This window comes from Pseudomonas sp. SK (assembly GCF_012975065.1).
GTDB lineage: Bacteria > Pseudomonadota > Gammaproteobacteria > Pseudomonadales > Pseudomonadaceae > Aquipseudomonas > Aquipseudomonas anuradhapurensis.
The window spans coordinates 3,850,952-3,868,673 of record NZ_CP051857.1; the positions used below are offsets into that span (position 1 = coordinate 3,850,952).

Below are 17,722 nucleotides of genomic sequence, written 5' to 3' on the forward strand. Positions count from 1 at the left end.
GCTGAGTCTAATTCACTCTTCGTAGTAGAGCTTGTAGATGAGTCGGAGGATCACCAAATTGGTAGGCGTTTTCATTTCGACCTCGAATTCAATCTGGGAGTTACAGGTTGCGAAGCGAGCACTGAGATTTAGTGCTCGCCTCATCGCATCTACTTCAGATTGTTCGGGTTTCCTTTAGCGCCCCAGCTCGCCCAGTTCGATACCTCCGAGAGCATGATCCCATCGTCATTATCAATGAACCGTCTGAAGTGATCGCGTAGGTTAGCGGCGGTCGTGTTGACACGGTTGAAGCACCACAGCGATTCCAGAACCCGGACAGCTCTGAAGCTGGCCAATTCGTCGTACAAGGTTTGGTAGTTCCGCTGCTTTCGCAGGTCGTATTCGATGAAGTACAGGGCCATGATCGCGCCCCCCTTAGCGTTGCTTATTGGACTGAGAGAGGACGGAGCCTGCGAGGCTTTTGGTTGTGTCGCTGTACCTCTCGGACTGGAGCACCTGAGACGCTTTAGCTTCCATGGCCTTGCCCGTCTCCTTAGTCGAGGACGACTGGGAGAGCACGGATGCTGCTAAGCTTTTTGCGATTGCCGATGCGTTTGGGTCGCGGAGAGTTTCCGAGGCCAGAGTGGCGGCGTTTGCGGATGATTTCTTGGTGTTCATAAGATTTGTTTCTCTAAGGTTGGATGGTTTACCAGCCCTAAGAGGGATTGCCGCCCAGCAGCCAGCTGTTGACGGAGTCGTCAAACTTTGGCCCAATGCCCCCCCCGGGCGCTTTCAGTAGCTACTGTCGGCTTCGGATGGTGCGAGTGGTTGCGCTTCGGTCTCCTACAACTTAGAACGCAATCACTCGCAGACACTACTTCCTACCTCATTCGAGGTCAGCAGCTGACACGAGCACTATATGTAGTGCCTTCTTCGTGTTCGGGATACAAGATAATGCGGTATTTGGGGCTTTGCAAGGCGAGCGCCTGTGGATAACTTGTGCGCACTTTGTGAGTGAATGGTGGGCATTCGCTGTAGGCCTTGTGCCAAGTGGTTTGCAGTATTTTTCTGCGTTTTGCCGCCCGGAGCAGAATTTTTCGGGTGCGAACCCTATTACAAAAAACGGTGCGGTCGATGCCTATCCGTGCACATTGATGGCGGCGAACTGTAGCGGAATTTGAATCGGCTGCTCACCTCGACGACTATGCCTGCAAGATGATCCGCAGCAATCAAGGTGCGTCTAACCCAGTAGCAGCTTTTGATAGCATCCCGCTTCTGTCGTGGCCGCCTTTGTCATAAACGTCGAATGAACCCCACCCAGAGTCACCCCATTCGCCAACTATTTCTATAGCTCTACTGTGTGCATATCAGCTCACCGAGCACCACACCTCATAACTGAAGTAACCGACAAGCAAAAGCCCAGCCCCCATTCCCAACGCTACGGTTGGTACGAAAAACCACAACCAAACCTTATGCACCTTGACGCTGTAGAGGGACATTGCCGATTGATACATATCTATCTGATTTGCCCCTCTGGCGATCGTTGTTATCATCTGGTTGGTACGCTTAATGTACAGACTGCCCCACACCATCTTGATAATTTCCCAAGAAACGAAGAAGAGAAGAGATAGCAACGCCAGCAGACCGCACAGGGCATAAAGCCATTGAGGCAGACGCTCAACCAAGGTAGACCATAGCCCAAAGAGCCCCGCATACCCCGCCACCATGATTAGGTTCGTGTAGCTTGAGGCCTGAGTCATCAGCTTCTCGTTGAGCTGCATTAGCGTCCCAAGATCCCTATCTCTCTCACAGGCCGCTTGAAATTTCCTAATCTCAGCGATCTCTTCAGCCATGCCATTCACTGGGTCCGCCACATTTTGCTCCCAACTCATTCACCACCCCTCCTGACTGCTTTCGCCGGTAGTGCGCTACGACATGCAAGCTACCACCCCTGCATGTACACATATACAGTAGACGGCAGAATGCCACTCAGCAACAGGTGAGGAAGATGGGATTGGCCAGTGGATTTGAGAAAAGCCAGAGACAAGCTAACATGCCGCTTACAGTGCACCACTCAGGTGTACCTAAACGCTGTCACACTTCGAGATTTTTGAGCGAGAAAGCCTTGAGAATTCAAGGGCTTGCGTAATGGAGGCAGCCCCACCAGCCACACCCCGGCACTCGATGTTCCCGCTATGGCTGCTCCCTTCCGGGCCTGACCAGGTTAACGGGTAATCAATGCGGGGGGACCGATGGGACCACCACTACAGAGCTCGCTGAGCAGCGAGTGGCGCCATTGTACCGGTCTTGGGAGCAGATACAACCTCTGGGGCGAGAAAAAGTCATCATTTCTCAATGACTTGTCCGGATTGAGAAGGCCTGGCGGGCCTCTTCGCGGATTGGCGCGCACCTTCACGGGGCGCGTCACCTGACAGAGCCTGAGCAAGATAGGGCTTCCGTGCAAGCCTGGACGTGGGTCTCGAGCCAACATTGCCGGGGCCGCTTTGCGGCCCTTTCGCGACGCAAGGCCGCTCCTACAAGGAAATTGCGCAGGGCGTCAGACGGCTATGCCCTGCTCGGCCAGGAAGGCAACGAAGGCGTCTTCGTCCAGTACCTTCACTCCCAGTTCGCTGGCCTTGGCCAGCTTGGAGCCCGCCCCTGGCCCCGCCACCACGCAGTGGGTCTTGCCTGACACCGAACCAGCCACCTTGGCTCCCAGGCTTTCCAGCTTTTCCTTGGCAATGTCACGGCTCATGCGCTCCAGGGTGCCGGTCAGCACCCAGGTCTGGCCGGCCAGTGGCAAGCCTTCGGCGACCTTCTTCTCATTGCTCCAGTGCATGCCGAACGCCAGCAACTGCGCCTCGATGTCCCGCGCCAGTTTCTGGTTGGCTTCATCCTTGAAGAACTCGCGCACCGCGTCAGCCTGCTTGGCCGCCAAGGCTTGGCGCAGGTCGATGCCGTCGGCGGCGATGATCTTGTCCAGGCTGTCGAGCCTGGCCACCAGCTTTTCAGCACCGGTCGGGCCGACCGAGGCGATGTCGAGCTTGGCGATCATGCCCGCCAGGGTCGTGCTGGCAGCGAATTCGGCAGCCAGCTCGCCTTCGTCCTGCAACTGCATGCCACTGTCGAGCAGTTGCTGGATGACCTTCTGGTTATGCTCGTCTTCGAAGAAGTTGTGAATTTCGTAAGCCACCTCCAGACCGATGTCCGGCAGGTAGGTGAGCACTTGCGGCAGCGCCTGCTGGACGCGCGCCAGGCTGCCCAGCGAACGGGCCAGCACCTTGGCGGTTTCTTCGCCGACGTCCGGAATGCCCAGGGCATAGATAAAGCGCGCCAGGCTCGGGCGCTTGCTGGCTTCGATGGCATCCAGCAGCTTGCGGCTGGACACTTCGGCGAACCCTTCCAGGCCGACGATCTGCTCGAACTCCAGCTTGTACAGGTCCGCCGGCGAGCCGATCAGGCCTTCGTCGACCAGTTGCTCGACGCTCTTCTCGCCCAGGCCGTCGATATCCATGGCGCGGCGCGACACGTAATGGATGATCGCCTGCTTGAGCTGGGCGGCGCAGGCCAGGCGACCGACGCAGCGGTACACCGCGCCTTCGCTGGTGGTTTCCTTGCCCTTGCTGCGCTTGACCAGCCGGGTACGCTCGACCTGCGAGCCGCACACCGGGCACTCGCTCGGCACCTGCACCGGGCGGGCCTCCGCCGGGCGACGCTCCAGCACTACCTGCATCACCTGCGGGATCACGTCGCCGGCGCGGCGGATAATCACCGTATCACCAATGCGCAGGCCCAGGCGCGCGATCTCGTCCATGTTGTGCAGGGTGGCGTTGGACACGGTCACGCCCGCCACCTTGACCGGCTTCAGGCGGGCCACCGGGGTCACCGCGCCGGTGCGGCCGACCTGGAATTCGACGTCCAGCACCTCGGTCAGCTCTTCCATGGCGGGGAACTTGTGGGCGATCGCCCAGCGCGGTTCACGGGCGCGGAAGCCCAGCTCACGCTGAGCCGCCAGGCTGTTGACCTTGAATACCACGCCGTCGATCTCATAGGGCAGGCTGTTGCGTCGCTCGCCAATGTCGCGGTAGTAGGCCAGGCACTCTTCGATGCCGGCAGCGTGCTTGAGCTCGCGGCTGATCGGCAAGCCCCAGGCCTTGAGCTGCTCGAGGATGCCGATGTGGCTGTCGCCGATGCTCGCGGACACCTGACCGACGCCATAGCAGCAGAACTCCAGCGGGCGGCTGGCGGTGATCTTCGAGTCCAGCTGGCGCAGGCTACCGGCGGCGGCGTTGCGCGGGTTGGCGAAGGTCTTGCCACCGGCTTCGGCCTGGGCGGCGTTGAGCCGCTCGAAACCGGCCTTGCTCATGTACACCTCGCCACGCACTTCCAGCACCGCCGGCCAACCCTCGCCCTGCAGCCTGAGCGGGATGTTGCGCACGGTGCGCACGTTGGCGCTGATGTCTTCGCCGGTAGTGCCGTCGCCACGGGTGGCGCCCTGCACCAACAGGCCATCACGGTACAGCAGGCTCACGGCCAGGCCGTCGAGCTTGGGCTCGCAGCTGTAGTCGATTGCACCGGGCTGGTCGAGGCCATCGACCACACGGCGGCCGAACTCACGCAGGTCGGCTTCTTCGAAGGCGTTGCCCAGGCTCAGCATCGGCACTTCGTGGCGCACCTGGCTGAACGCAGCCAGGGCCGCGCCGCCGACGCGCTGGGTCGGCGAGTCGGGGGTCACCAGGTGCGGGTGCTCGGCTTCAAGCGCCTTCAGCTCGTTGAACAGGCGGTCGTATTCGGCGTCGGGCACGCTGGGCTCGTCGAGCACATAGTAGCGGTAGTTGTGCTGGTCGAGCTGGTGACGGAGTTCGTGGATACGGGATTCGGCGGTCATGGGGTTGTCTTCTCTTGCAAAGCAAAAGAGCAGCCTGAGAAGTAGTGCATGGGGGCTGGTTTGTATTGCCTGCCCCGGCCCTGCCGCCGGCAAGCCAGCTCCCACAGGCCCACCACAGGCCTGGAAGGCAGTGATGCTCCTGTGGGAACTGGCTTGCCAGCGACGGGGCCGATACAGGCAACAGCAACACCCGCACCGCCCAGCACGCCCTCAGGCTGCTCTTTCGTCTGGATCTGTCAGCGCTTCTGCGTCAGCGCACGGCGCTCGAATTCGACGATACGCTGGCGATAGTGCTCGATGGTCTGGGCGGTCAGCACGCTGCGCTGGTCGTCCTTGAGCTCGCCGTTCAGTTCGTGGGCCAGCTTGCGCGCCGCAGCCACCATCACATCGAAAGCCTGCTTCGGATGACGCGGGCCCGGCAGGCCGAGGAAGAAGCTCACCGCACGGGTGCTGAAGTGGTCGATATCGTCCAGGTCGAATACGCCAGGCTTGACCGCGTTGGCCATGGAGAACAGCACTTCGCCGTGGCCGGCCATGCTTTCGTGCCGGTGGAAGATGTCCATTTCGCCGAAGCGCAGGCCACTCTCCAGGATGTTCTGCAGCAGGGCCGGGCCCTTGAAGCCACCCTCGTCGCGGGAGATCACGCTGATCACCAGCACTTCCTCGGCCGGTGGCAGTTCCTTGACGCTGCTGCTGGCAGGCGCCGGGTTGCTGCTGCGGGTGTTCTGTGCGGCAAAGTCTTCGTCGTTGTCGGCAAACAGGTCGGCTTCACGCGGTTCGGCGCTCAGGTTCAGGTCGCCCTGCTGGGCCTCGGCAGCAGCCGTGGCACGCTTGCCGCGCTTGCTGGCCTTGGCCGGCTTGGGTTCACGCTCGCGGTCGCGAGCAGAAGCGCTGAGCGACGGCAGGTCGCTTTCGTCCAGCTCAGGCTCCTTGTGGGTTTCCAGCACCCGCGACGGGCCAAGCACTTCGGCATTGCCCTCTTCGTCCGGCAGGTTGGAATAGCTGCGATCCAGACGGAATTTCAACTTGCCTTTGCCGCCGCGCATGCGGCGCCAGCCGTCGAAAAGAATCCCGGCAATGACAATGATGCCGATGACGATCAGCCACTCGCGCAGACCGATTTCCATGTAATCCCGTGCCTCTATAAAAATATGCTTGAAAACAAAGGGTTCAAAGCCCTTTAACACGTGGCGCCAACTCTATGTTCTGACAGGCGTTTTTACCCACGCAAAAAACGAGTGACATTAAGCTAGCACGACCAAAGACAACTTTACACCGTCTGTCGCACATGGCGGGGGCATTTCGCTTCAGAATATGCCCCGTCGCCGCCTATCAGGCATCGACCATGGCCATGGCCTCCTCCACATCCACCGCTACCAGCCGTGAACAGCCCGGTTCATGCATGGTCACGCCCATCAGCTGGTCGGCCATTTCCATCGCGATCTTGTTATGGGTGATGTAGATGAACTGCACGCTTTCACTCATTTCCTTGACCAGGCGGGCATAACGCCCGACGTTGGCATCGTCCAGCGGCGCATCGACCTCGTCGAGCATGCAGAACGGTGCGGGGTTCAACTTGAAGATGGCAAACACCAGCGCCAATGCGGTCAGTGCCTTTTCGCCGCCGGACAGCAGATGGATGGTGCTGTTCTTCTTGCCCGGTGGCCGCGCCATGATCGTTACCCCTGTATCGAGTAGATCTTCGCCCGTCAGTTCCAGATAAGCGCTGCCACCACCGAAAACTTTTGGGAAAAGTGCCTGTAATCCGGCATTTATCTGATCAAAGGTATCCTTGAAGCGGTTGCGGGTTTCCTTGTCGATCTTGCGGATGACGTTTTCCAGGGTCTCCAGCGCCTCGACCAGGTCGGCGTCCTGGGCATCCAGGTAGCGCTTGCGCTCGGACTGCTGCTGGTACTCTTCGATGGCCGCCAGGTTGATCGCCCCCAGGCGCTGGATTCGCGCATCGAGCTGCTCCAGCTCCTGTTCAGTGCCTTGCTCGGTGGCGTCGGCCTCGAGGGTGGCGAGCACGCCTTGCAGGTCGTAACCATCGGCCAGCAACTGTTCCTGCAGGGTCTTGCGCCGCACGTCCAGGCCCTGGCACTCCAGGCGCAACTGCTCCAGCTGGCCACGCAGCAGCTGCGCTTGCTGCTCGGCCTGGGTGCGGCGCTTCTCCGCGTCGCGCAGCTCACGGTCCGCTTCGTCCATGTGCAGGCGGGCCAGGCGCATTTCCTCGTCGACGCCCATGCGCTGCTCCAGCAGCGCTTCGAGCTTCAGGCGCAACTCTTCCAGCGGCGCCGCGCCTTCTTCCAGGTTCAGGCTCAATTGCTCCTGGCGCTCGGTCAGGCGCGCCGCCTGCTGCTCCAGGCGCTCCAGGGCCTGCCGGGTGGAATCGTGCTGGGCGCGCAGCGAGCCCAGGCGCACGGCCAGCTGGTGGGCGTGGTCCTTGTGCTGGCGAGCTTCCTGGCGCACGCGGTCGAGGCTTTCGCGCAGGGTGTCGCGGCGGGCCATCAACTGCTCGCGCTGCTCGGTGTCCTGGGCCATCAGCTCCAAGGCTTCCTGCAGCAACAGGCGTGCTTCGCCCAGTTGTTCGTGCTCGAGGGCGCGCTGCTCTTCAAGCTCGGCCAGTTCTTCCTGCAGGCGCCGGCGACGCAGCTCGACCTGCTCGGCGCGCGCGCGGCCGGCCGACAGGCTGGCGTTCAGCTCACCGTGCAGGCGGTTTTCTTCCTGGGTGCGGCGGCGCAGCTGTTCACGCTGCTCCTCCAGGCCCAGCTGTTGCTCGCGCAGGGCCTGCAACTGCTGCTCCAGTTGTTCGAGCGCCGCTTCCTGCTGCGCCTGTTCGTGGCCGAGGCGTTCGATTTCCTGGCCGCGCGCCAGCACCCCGCCTTCGGCCTCACCACCACGGCGTATGCGCAGGAAATGCCGGCCTACCCAATAGCCATCGCGGCTGACCAGGCTCTGGCCTTCACCGAGCGAGGCGCGCTGCGCCAGCGCTTGTGCCAGGTCTTCGACGGGCCGCACCTGGCCCAGCCAGGGCGCCAGGTCGATACCGCCGGAGACCTTTTCCAGCAAGCTGCCGGGCAGCGAAGGACTGTCGCCGCTGGCCAGCAGCAGACGCAACTCGCCCTGCTCCAGGCCGGCAAAATCGAGGCGGTTGAAATCGTCCACCAGCACCGCCTGCAAGTCGGCACCAAGCACCGTTTCCACGGCCAGCTCCCAGCCCGGCTCCACGCGCAGCCCTTCAGCCAGGCGGGGTTGCTGTTCAAGGCCTTGGCCGTGCAACCAGTCGGCCGCCCCCGCGCCCGGCTCCAGCGCCGCCTGCTGCAAGGCTTCGAGTGATGCCAGGCGGCCGCCCAGGCGCTGCAGGTCGCCCTGCGCCTGCTGCTGGGCCTGGGTGGCCTGGTGCAGTTGCTGGCGCAGGCCTTCCAGGCGCTCGACCACCTGCTCTTCGGACAACTGCAGCTCTTCGAGCAACATTTCGCTGCTGGCCAACTGCTCGGACAATTCCAGCATGGCGGCGTCCTGCGGGTCGCTGCCCAACTGCTCGCGCTCCTCGCCCAGCTTGCGCTGGCGTTCGGCCAAGCGCTCCAGGCTGGCCTCCAGCTGCACCAGGCGCGCCTGCTGCACTTCGGCCTGGCGGCGCGGCTCGGCGGAGCGGCTGTTGAAGCTGTCCCACTGCTCCTGCCAGCCGTGCATGCCCAGTTCGGCCTCTTCAAGGGCAGCGGCGGCTTCTTCGGCAGCGGCCAAGGTCATTTCCTGCTCGGGCTCGAGCATGGCCAGCTCTTCGCCCAGGGTCGCCAGCAGGGTGCGGTCGTGGCCCAGGTGCGATTCGGTCTCCAGGCGCGTGCGCTCGGCTTCCTTGAAATCGTCCTGCAACTGGCGCAGGCGCTGCTGGCCGTGCTGGATGCTCTGCTCGACCCGGGCGATATCCCCTGCCACCGAATAGAAGCGGCCCTGCACCTGGTTGAAGCGCTCGGACAATTCGTGATGGCTATCGCGCAGGCGCTCGATACTGGCATCGGCGTTGCGCTGCTCGGCGACCAACGCTTCATGGGACACGTCCTGGTCACCGATCACTGCCTCGCGCTGGCGCACGCGGGCGTCCAGGTCGCGCCAGCGCAAGGCCGACAGGCGGGCCTTCAGCTGGCGTTCCTGGGCTTTGTACTCGCGGTACTTCTCGGCGGCCTGGGCCTGCCGGTGCAAGCGCTCCAGCTGGCGTTCCAGCTCTTCGCGCAGGTCGGTCAGGCGCGCCAGGTTCTCCTGGGTGCGGCGGATGCGGTTCTCGGTTTCGCGGCGGCGTTCCTTGTATTTGGAAATGCCGGCCGCTTCCTCGATGAAGTTGCGCAGTTCCTCCGGCTTGGCCTCGATCAGCTTGGAGATCATGCCCTGTTCGATAATCGAGTAGCTGCGCGGCCCCAGGCCGGTACCGAGGAAGATGTCGGTGATGTCGCGGCGCCGGCACTTGGTGCCATTGAGGTAGTAGCTGTTCTGCCCGTCACGGGTGACCTTGCGACGGATCGAGATTTCGGCATAGGCGGCATATTCGCCGACCAGCGTGGTTTCGCTGTTGTCGAACACCAGCTCGATGCTGGCCTGGCTGACCGGCTTGCGGCCACTGGAGCCGTTGAAGATGACGTCGGTCATCGACTCGCCGCGCAGGTTCTTTGCCGAACTCTCGCCCATCACCCAGCGCACGGCATCGATGATATTGGACTTGCCACAGCCGTTGGGGCCGACCACGGCCGCCATGTTGCTGGGGAAATTGACCGTGGTCGGGTCGACGAACGACTTGAACCCGGCCAGGCGAATGCACTTCAGGCGCATCGGTCAGCCTCGGGCCAGCGCCGCCAGCACCAGTTCGCAGCTGCGCTGGCAGTAGGCGGTCAGCACCTCGCGAATGCGCGGCAGGTCACGGGCGACCACGGCGTCGAGCAGGCGGGCGAACAGGTCGAGGTAATCGCTCATGCTGGCCTGGCGCTGGTCCAGTGCCAGGTAGTAGGCGCGGCTCATGGCCGGCTGCAGGTTTTCCACGGTTTCCTGCAGGAACGGGTTGTCGGCGAATGGATAGGCCGCGCGCATCACCGCGAAACTGTCGGCGACGAAGGCCTTGATATCAAGCTGCTGATGGGCACGTTGCAGGCGCTGCTGGATGTCCAGGAACGGGCGCAGGTCGGCATCGGTGCGCCATTTTTGCGCGACCGCATTGCCCAGCAGGATGTAGAACTCGCTCATCAGCGCACACAGGCTGCGGACCCCGCGCTCGTCCAGTTCGGTCACGTGGGCACCGCGGCGCGGCAGGATCGCCACCAGGTGCCGGCGTTCGAGGATCAGCAGCGCTTCGCGCACCGAGCCACGGCTGACGTTGAGCGCCTGGGTGACCTTCAGCTCCTGGATACGCTCGCCTGGCGCCAGTTCGCCGCGGATGATGCGTTCGGCCAGGTAATCGGCAATCTGCTCGGAGAGGCTGTCCGGGGCCTTGAACGTCATGGTTGTCCTTCAAAATCAGTGAACTGGGCACAAGCAGCGGATTGTAGCGCACTTGCCCGGTAATCGCGCAGAGGGGCCAGGTGGTTTATTTGACCCGCCAGGCAACCCCGCGCCCGGCGCGATCTATGCTTGGCATATGGGCAATGTGAACCGTTGGGCAGCGACATGTACAATTTCCTGACCTTTGAGTCAGAAAATTATTGACCAGCAGGACAGCTCTTGCTTAGAGTCCGCCCAACAACAATAAAACCATTGCGAGGCCATCCCCGTGATCCAGTTTCTCGTCAACCAGGAGCTGCGTAGTGAGCATGCCCTGGACCCGAACATGACGGTGCTGCAGTACCTGCGCGAGCACCTGGGCAAACCTGGCACCAAGGAGGGCTGCGCCAGTGGTGACTGCGGCGCCTGCACCGTGGTGGTCGGTGAACTGACCCAGGACGACCAGGGCAACGACAGCCTGCGCTACCGCAGCCTCAACTCATGCCTGACGTTCGTATCGTCGCTGCACGGCAAGCAACTGATCAGCGTCGAAGGGCTCAAGCACCAAGGGCAACTGCACAGCGTGCAACAGGCCATGGCCGATTGCCATGGTTCGCAGTGCGGCTTCTGCACCCCCGGCTTCGTCATGTCGCTGTTCGCCCTGCAGAAGAACAGCAACGGCCCCGACCTGCACCAGGCCCAGGAAGCCCTGGCCGGCAACCTGTGCCGCTGCACCGGCTACCGGCCGATCCTGGAAGCCGCCGAGCAGAGCTGCCGGCAACCGGGCCGCGACCAGTTCGATGCCCAGCAGGCCCAGACCATCAGCCGCCTCAAGGCGATTGCACCGACCCAGACCGGCGAGCTGAACAGCGGCGACAAACGCTGCCTGGTGCCGCTGACCGTGGCCGACCTGGCCGACCTGTACAGCTCGCACCCCGAGGCGCGGCTGCTGGCCGGCGGTACCGACCTGGCCCTGGAAGTCACCCAGTTCCACAAGACCTTGCCGGTGATGATCTACGTCGGCCACGTGGCCGAACTCAAGCGCATCGAGAAGACCGACAGCCATCTGGAAATCGGCGCCGCCACCCCACTCACCGACTGTTACGGCGCGCTCAACGAGGAGTACCCCGACTTCGGCGCCCTGCTGCACCGCTTCGCCTCGCTGCAGATCCGCAACCAGGGCACCTTGGGTGGCAATATCGGCAACGCTTCGCCGATCGGCGACTCGCCACCCCTGCTGATTGCCCTGGATGCGCAGATCGTCCTGCGTCAGGGCGAGCGCCAGCGGGTGATGGCCCTGGAAGACTATTTCATCGACTACCGCATCACTGCCCGCCAGGACAGCGAGTTCATCGAGAAGATCATCGTGCCACGCGCCACCCGCGACTGGGCGTTCCGCGCCTACAAGGTATCCAAGCGCCTGGACGACGACATCTCCGCGGTGTGCGGGGCCTTCAACCTGAGCATCGAAGACGGTGTGGTCAGCGGCGTGCGCATCGCGTTCGGCGGCATGGCGGCCATCCCCAAGCGCGCCCGCGCCTGCGAGGCAGCGTTGCGCGGCAAGCCGTGGAACCAGGCCGCCGTCGAGCGTGCCTGCCAGGCCCTGGCCGAAGACTTCACCCCGCTCAGCGACTTCCGCGCCAGCAAGGAATACCGCCTGCTGACCGCGCAGAACCTGCTGCGCAAGTACTTCATCGAACAGCAAACGCCGCACATCGAAACCCGGGTGACCGCTTATGTCTAACCATCACGTAGCCAAGAGCCAGGCCGAGATGGCCGCACTGTTCAGCCAGGACCTGACCACCGGGGTTGGCCGCAGCGTCAAGCATGACAGCGCCGACAAGCATGTGTCCGGCGAGGCGGTGTACATCGATGATCGGCTGGAATTCCCCAACCAGTTGCACGTCTACGCGCGCACCTCCGATCGCGCCCATGCGCGCATCCTGCGCATCGACACCACGCCCTGCTATGCCTTCGACGGGGTGCGCATCGCCATCACCCACGAAGACATCCCCGGCCTCAAGGACATCGGCCCGGTAGTGGCCGGCGACCCGTTGCTGGCCATCGACAAGGTCGAGTACTTCGGCCAGCCGGTGCTCGCCGTGGCCGCGCGCGATCTCGACACCGCACGCCGTGCGGCGATGGCCGCGATCGTCGAGTACGAAGACCTGGAGCCAGTGCTGGATGTGGTCGAAGCACTGCGCAAGAAGCACTTCGTGCTCGACAGCCACACCCACCAGCGTGGCGACGCCGCTGCCGCCCTGGCCACCGCCCCGCACCGCCTCCAGGGCACCCTGCACATCGGTGGCCAGGAGCACTTCTACCTGGAAACGCAGATCTCCTCGGTAATGCCCACCGAAGATGGCGGCATGATCGTCTACTGCTCCACGCAGAACCCTACCGAAGTGCAGAAGCTGGTCGCCGAAGTGCTCGACGTGCCGATGAACAAGGTGGTGCTGGACATGCGCCGCATGGGTGGCGGTTTTGGCGGCAAGGAAACCCAGGCCGCCAGCCCGGCGTGCCTGTGCGCCGTCATTGCGCGCCTGACCGGGCAACCGACCAAGATGCGCCTGCCAAGGGTCGAGGACATGACCATGACCGGCAAGCGCCACCCCTTCTATGTCGAGTACGACGTGGGCTTCGATGACGACGGCCGCCTGCATGGCATCAACCTCGACCTGGCCGGCAACTGCGGCTACTCACCCGACCTGTCCGGCTCGATCGTCGACCGCGCCATGTTCCACTCCGACAACGCCTACTACCTGGGCGATGCCACCGTGCACGGCCACCGCTGCAAGACCAACACCGCCTCCAACACCGCCTACCGCGGCTTTGGCGGCCCGCAGGGGATGGTCGCCATCGAGCAGGTGATGGACCACATCGCCCGTCACCTGGGCCGCGACCCGCTGGCGGTGCGCAAGGCCAACTACTACGGCAAGCGCGAGCGCAACGTCACCCACTACTACCAGACCGTCGAGCACAACATGCTCGAGGAAATGACCGCCGAACTGGAAGCCAGCAGCGACTATACCGAGCGCCGCGAATCGATCCGCCGCTTCAATGCCAACAGCCCGGTGCTGAAAAAGGGCCTGGCGCTGACCCCGGTGAAGTTCGGCATCTCGTTCACCGCCACCTTCCTCAACCAGGCCGGTGCGCTGATCCACATCTATACCGACGGCAGCATCCACCTCAACCATGGCGGCACCGAGATGGGCCAGGGCCTGAACACCAAGGTGGCCCAGGTGGTGGCGCAGGTGTTCCAGGTCGATTTCAGCCGCATCCAGATCACTGCCACAAACACCGACAAGGTGCCCAACACCTCGCCGACCGCCGCCTCCAGTGGCGCCGACCTGAACGGCAAGGCTGCGCAGAATGCCGCCGAAATCCTCAAGCAGCGCCTGACCGAGTTCGCCGCGCGGCACTACCAGGTAACCGAGGAAGACGTCGAGTTCCGTAACGGCCATGTGCGCGTGCGCGACCAGATCGTCAGCTTCGAGCAACTGGTGCAGCAGGCCTACTTCGCCCAGGTGTCGCTGTCCAGCACTGGCTTCTACCGCACACCGAAGATCTACTACGACCGCAACCAGGCGCGTGGCCGGCCGTTCTACTACTTCGCCTTCGGCGCCGCCTGCGTGGAGGTGATCGTCGACACCCTGACCGGCGAGTACAAGATGCTGCGCGCCGACATCCTGCATGACGTGGGCGCTTCGTTGAACCCGGCCATCGACATTGGCCAAGTGGAAGGCGGCTTCATCCAGGGCATGGGCTGGCTAACCAGCGAAGAACTGGTGTGGAACGCCAAGGGCAAGCTGGTGACCAACGGCCCGGCCAGCTACAAGATCCCCGCCGTGGCCGACATGCCGCTGGACCTGCGGGTGAAGCTGGTGGAAAACCGCAAGAACCCGGAGGACACCGTGTTCCACTCCAAGGCCGTGGGTGAGCCGCCGTTCATGCTCGGCATCGCCGCCTGGTGCGCGATCAAGGACGCCGTGGCCAGCATCGCCGACTACCGCGTGCAGCCCGCCATCGATGCGCCGGCGACGCCGGAGCGGGTGTTGTGGGGTTGCGAGCAGATGCGCAAGGTGGTGGCTGCGGCGCAACCTGCCGAGCCGGAACTGGAAAGCGTCCCGCAGTAACGCCGCCGGCCCGCTTTTTTTGTAGGAGCGGCCTTGTGTCGCGAAAGGGCCGCGCAGCGGCCCCAAAATTCGAACAGCAACATGGCTTTCTGGGGCTGCTGCGCAGCCCTTTCGCGACACAAGGCCGCTCCTACACAAAGCGGACCGCGTTGCCCTGGAGAGGATCTGCATCATGCACCAATGGATCAACGCCCTCGCCGACCACCAATCCCGTGGCGAAGCCTGCGTGCTGGTCACCATCATCGAGGAGCGCGGCTCGACCCCGCGCAACGCTGGCTCGAAAATGGTCGTCAGCGCCACCGGCCTGTTCGACACCATCGGCGGTGGCCACCTGGAATACAAGGCGCTGCACATCGCCCGGCAGATGCTCGAGGAGCAGCGCAGCACCCCGCACCTGGAGCGCTTCAGCCTCGGCGCCAGCCTGGGCCAGTGCTGCGGCGGCGTCACCGTGCTGCTGTTCGAGCCCATGGCCGCCGTGCAGGCGCAAATCGCCGTGTTCGGCGCGGGCCATGTCGGCCGCGCTCTGGTACCCTTGCTCGCCGCGCTGCCCTGCCGGGTGCGCTGGATCGATTCGCGCGAGCAGGAATTCCCGGCCCTGGTGCCCGACGGGGTAACCAAGGTGGTCAGCGAGGAGCCGGTCGACGAAGTCGCCAGCCTGCCAGCGGGCTGCTACTGCATCGTCATGACCCACAACCACCAGCTCGACCTGGAGCTGAGCGCCGCCATCCTCAAGCGCAACGACTTCACCTGGTTCGGCCTGATCGGCTCGAAGACCAAGCGGGTCAAGTTCGAACACCGCCTGCGCGAGCGCGGCTACGACGAGGCCGTGCTGGCACGCATGCGTTGCCCGATGGGCCTGGCCGAGGTCAAGGGCAAGCTGCCCATCGAAATCGCCGTGTCCATCGCCGCCGAGATCATCGCCACCTACAACGCCTGCTTCGGCCAGCACGACGCTGCGGCCAATGCCGGCCCCATTGCCCAGTTGCTGCCGCCCTCCCGGCGCAGCCAAGCCCATTGACGAGTGTGTTATGACCGTTACCCGCAAAGCCTACCGTGCCGCCATCCTGCACAGCATCGCCGACCCGGCCGAGGTGGGCCTGGAGGCCTCCCATGAGTACTTCGAGGACGGCCTGCTGGTGGTCGACGATGGCCTCATCCGCGCCGTTGGCCATGCCAGCGAACTGCTGCCGAGCCTGGATGCCGACATCCCGGTCGAGCACTACCAGGACGCGCTGATCACCCCAGGCTTCATCGACACCCATATCCACTTCCCGCAGACCGGCATGATCGGCTCCTACGGCGAACAGCTGCTGGACTGGCTGAATACCTACACCTTCCCTTGCGAAAAGCAGTTTGCCGACAAGGATCACGCCGACCAGGTCGCGAAGATCTTCCTCAAGGAACTGCTGCGCAACGGCACTACCACTGCGCTGGTGTTCGGCAGCGTGCACCCGGAATCGGTCAATGCCCTGTTCGAAGAGGCCGAGCGCCTGGACCTGCGCCTGATCGCCGGCAAGGTGATGATGGACCGCAACGCGCCGGACTACCTGACCGACACCGCCGAGTCCGGCTACGCCGAAAGCAAGGCGCTGATCGAGCGCTGGCATGGCAAGGGCCGCCTGCACTATGCCGTCACCCCGCGCTTCGCCCCGACCAGCACCCCGCAACAGCTGACCCTGGCCGGCCAGTTGCTCAAGGAGCACCCGGGCGTGTACATGCACACGCACCTGTCGGAAAACCTCAAGGAAATCGATTGGGTCAAGTCACTGTTCCCCGAGCAGAAGGGCTACCTCGACGTGTACGACCACTTCGAGCTGCTGGGCGAACGCTCGGTGTTCGCCCATGGCGTGCACCTGTGCGACGAGGAATGCCAGCGGCTGGCGGAAACCGGCTCGGCCGTGGCCTTCTGCCCCACCTCCAACCTGTTCCTCGGCAGTGGCTTGTTCAACCTGCCGCAGGCCGAGCGCTTCAAGGTCAACGTGGGCCTGGGCACCGACGTCGGCGCCGGCACCAGCTTCTCGCTGCTCAACACCCTCAACGAAGCGTACAAGGTGATGCAGCTGCAGGGCGCGCGCCTGCACCCGTACAAGTCGCTGTACCTGGCCACCCTCGGCGGCGCCCGGGCGCTGCGCCTGGACGACCGCATCGGCAGCCTGCGCCCGGGTAACGATGCCGACTTCGTGGTGCTGGACTACAAGGCCACGCCGCTGCTGGACTACCGGATCCAGCAGTCCAACAGCATTGAAGAGACGCTGTTCGTGCTCACTACCCTGGGCGACGATCGCACCGTGCGCGAAACCTACGCCGCCGGGCGTTGCGTGCACCAGCGCTGATAATACAAAGGGGCCGCAAGCGGCCCCTTCGTTCATTTCGGCAAACGATCAACCTTTGGCGGCTGCCTTGGGCTTTTTCAGCAGGTGCGAAAACACCGCATGCAGGTCGTCCGAGGCGCTTTCCTCGTCCAGGTTGAGCTTGCTGTCGATGTGGTCCATGTGGTGCATCATCAGGCTCACGGCCTGTTCGGCATCACGCGCCTCGATGGCATCGATCAGTTGCATGTGCTCGTCATACGAGCAGTGCGAGCGGTTGCCGCTTTCGTACTGGGCGATGATCAGCGAGGTCTGCGACACCAGGCTGCGCTGGAAGCTGACCAGTGGCGCGTTACCGGCAGCCTCTGCCAGCTTGAGGTGGAACTCGCCGGACAGGCGGATGCCGGCGCCCCGGTCACCGCGGGAAAAGCTGTCGCGCTCGTCGCGCACCATCTGCCGCAGTTCGTTGAGCTGCTCTGGCGTGGCGTGCTGCACCGCCAGCTCGGTGATGGCCCGCTCGACCATGCGTCGCGAGAAGAACACCTGACGGGCTTCTTCCACCGTGGGGCTGGCCACCACTGCGCCACGGTTCGGCCGCAGCAGCACCACGCTTTCGTGGGCCAGGCGCGACAAGGCACGACGGATGATGGTGCGGCTGACGCCGAAGATCTCGCCCAGCGCTTCCTCGCTCAACTTGGTGCCCGGAGCCAGACGCTGCTCGAGGATCGCCTCGAAGATATGCGCGTAGACGATGTCGTCCTGGGTACCACTGCGGCCGGCCTTGCCGTTGCGCGCAGGTTTCTTCAGAGGTTGCAGCTGTTCGTTCATGGGCTCTCGAGGCACGAAGGAAAGTATGGCGCCATTGTACACAGGCTGAGCCGATTCTGCAGGTGGCCTTTTACCTATATAGCCGTTGTACGCCACATTGCGCACACAAAAGATAAAAC

12 protein-coding genes and 1 other RNA gene are annotated in these 17,722 nt (G+C 63.4%); 4 read left to right on the forward strand and 9 right to left on the reverse strand.

The window, feature by feature from the left end:
• Positions 1-149: 149 nt before the first annotated feature.
• From HG549_RS17685 to HG549_RS17715, 8 genes are all read right to left on the reverse strand, one after another.
• Positions 150-401 (reverse strand): hypothetical protein, encoded by a 252-nt coding sequence (locus tag HG549_RS17685; protein WP_170030973.1) that lies wholly within the window; start codon positions 399-401, stop codon positions 150-152.
• Positions 402-414: 13 nt separating this feature from the next.
• Positions 415-657: a hypothetical protein gene (locus tag HG549_RS26065; protein WP_256665950.1), complete on the reverse strand. Its 243-nt coding sequence runs from the start codon at positions 655-657 to the stop codon at positions 415-417.
• A 689-nt stretch (positions 658-1,346) separates the two neighbouring features.
• A complete protein-coding gene (locus HG549_RS17690) occupies positions 1,347-1,871 on the reverse strand; it encodes a hypothetical protein (protein WP_170030975.1) in 525 nt (174 codons plus the stop codon).
• A 266-nt stretch (positions 1,872-2,137) separates the two neighbouring features.
• Positions 2,138-2,234, reverse strand: an RNA gene (gene ffs / locus HG549_RS17695) — signal recognition particle sRNA small type.
• Positions 2,235-2,536: 302 nt separating this feature from the next.
• Positions 2,537-4,867: an NAD-dependent DNA ligase LigA gene (ligA, locus tag HG549_RS17700; RefSeq protein WP_170030977.1), complete on the reverse strand. Its 2,331-nt coding sequence runs from the start codon at positions 4,865-4,867 to the stop codon at positions 2,537-2,539.
• Between the two features lie 236 nt (positions 4,868-5,103).
• Positions 5,104-5,994 (reverse strand): cell division protein ZipA, encoded by an 891-nt coding sequence (zipA, locus tag HG549_RS17705; protein WP_170030979.1) that lies wholly within the window; start codon positions 5,992-5,994, stop codon positions 5,104-5,106.
• Positions 5,995-6,199: 205 nt separating this feature from the next.
• A complete protein-coding gene (gene smc, locus HG549_RS17710; protein WP_170030981.1) occupies positions 6,200-9,688 on the reverse strand; it encodes a chromosome segregation protein SMC in 3,489 nt (1,162 codons plus the stop codon).
• A gap of 3 nt (positions 9,689-9,691) precedes the next feature.
• Positions 9,692-10,351 carry a GntR family transcriptional regulator gene (locus HG549_RS17715; RefSeq protein WP_170030983.1) on the reverse strand — a complete coding sequence of 220 codons (660 nt, stop codon included), beginning with the start codon at positions 10,349-10,351 and terminating at the stop codon, positions 9,692-9,694.
• 268 nt (positions 10,352-10,619) lie between these two features.
• Here HG549_RS17715 and xdhA point away from each other — a divergent pair, with 268 nt between their 5' ends.
• The 4 genes from xdhA (at position 10,620) to guaD (ending at position 16,799) form a co-directional block, all read left to right on the forward strand.
• Positions 10,620-12,074 carry a xanthine dehydrogenase small subunit gene (gene xdhA / locus HG549_RS17720; RefSeq protein WP_170030985.1) on the forward strand — a complete coding sequence of 485 codons (1,455 nt, stop codon included), beginning with the start codon at positions 10,620-10,622 and terminating at the stop codon, positions 12,072-12,074.
• Positions 12,067-14,466, forward strand: coding sequence for a xanthine dehydrogenase molybdopterin binding subunit (gene xdhB, locus HG549_RS17725; protein ID WP_170030987.1), 2,400 nt, complete (start codon positions 12,067-12,069; stop codon positions 14,464-14,466). Before xdhA ends, xdhB begins: the two co-directional genes overlap by 8 nt.
• 172 nt (positions 14,467-14,638) lie before the next feature.
• Positions 14,639-15,484: a xanthine dehydrogenase accessory protein XdhC gene (gene xdhC, locus HG549_RS17730; protein WP_170030989.1), complete on the forward strand. Its 846-nt coding sequence runs from the start codon at positions 14,639-14,641 to the stop codon at positions 15,482-15,484.
• 10 nt (positions 15,485-15,494) lie between these two features.
• Positions 15,495-16,799, forward strand: coding sequence for a guanine deaminase (guaD, locus tag HG549_RS17735; protein ID WP_170030991.1), 1,305 nt, complete (start codon positions 15,495-15,497; stop codon positions 16,797-16,799).
• A gap of 48 nt (positions 16,800-16,847) precedes the next feature.
• On the opposite strand, the gene HG549_RS17740 is transcribed toward guaD, so the two are convergent.
• Complete coding sequence (locus HG549_RS17740; protein ID WP_170030993.1) at positions 16,848-17,603, reverse strand: GntR family transcriptional regulator; 756 nt, start codon at positions 17,601-17,603, stop codon at positions 16,848-16,850.
• Between the last annotated feature and the right edge of the window lie 119 nt (positions 17,604-17,722).

Excerpts from the sequence above, each read along its gene's own strand:
- smc (WP_170030981.1), bottom strand. The coding sequence starts at position 9,688 with ATGCGCCTGAAGTGCATTCGCCTGGCCGGGTTCAAGTCGTTCGTCGAC.
- xdhB (WP_170030987.1), top strand. The coding sequence starts at position 12,067 with ATGTCTAACCATCACGTAGCCAAGAGCCAGGCCGAGATGGCCGCACTG.
- HG549_RS17715 (WP_170030983.1), bottom strand. The coding sequence starts at position 10,351 with ATGACGTTCAAGGCCCCGGACAGCCTCTCCGAGCAGATTGCCGATTAC.
- ligA (WP_170030977.1), bottom strand. The coding sequence starts at position 4,867 with ATGACCGCCGAATCCCGTATCCACGAACTCCGTCACCAGCTCGACCAG.
- guaD (WP_170030991.1), top strand. The coding sequence starts at position 15,495 with ATGACCGTTACCCGCAAAGCCTACCGTGCCGCCATCCTGCACAGCATC.
- HG549_RS17685 (WP_170030973.1), bottom strand. The coding sequence starts at position 401 with ATGGCCCTGTACTTCATCGAATACGACCTGCGAAAGCAGCGGAACTAC.
- HG549_RS26065 (WP_256665950.1), bottom strand. The coding sequence starts at position 657 with ATGAACACCAAGAAATCATCCGCAAACGCCGCCACTCTGGCCTCGGAA.
- zipA (WP_170030979.1), bottom strand. The coding sequence starts at position 5,994 with ATGGAAATCGGTCTGCGCGAGTGGCTGATCGTCATCGGCATCATTGTC.
- HG549_RS17740 (WP_170030993.1), bottom strand. The coding sequence starts at position 17,603 with ATGAACGAACAGCTGCAACCTCTGAAGAAACCTGCGCGCAACGGCAAG.
- xdhC (WP_170030989.1), top strand. The coding sequence starts at position 14,639 with ATGCACCAATGGATCAACGCCCTCGCCGACCACCAATCCCGTGGCGAA.
- HG549_RS17690 (WP_170030975.1), bottom strand. The coding sequence starts at position 1,871 with ATGAGTTGGGAGCAAAATGTGGCGGACCCAGTGAATGGCATGGCTGAA.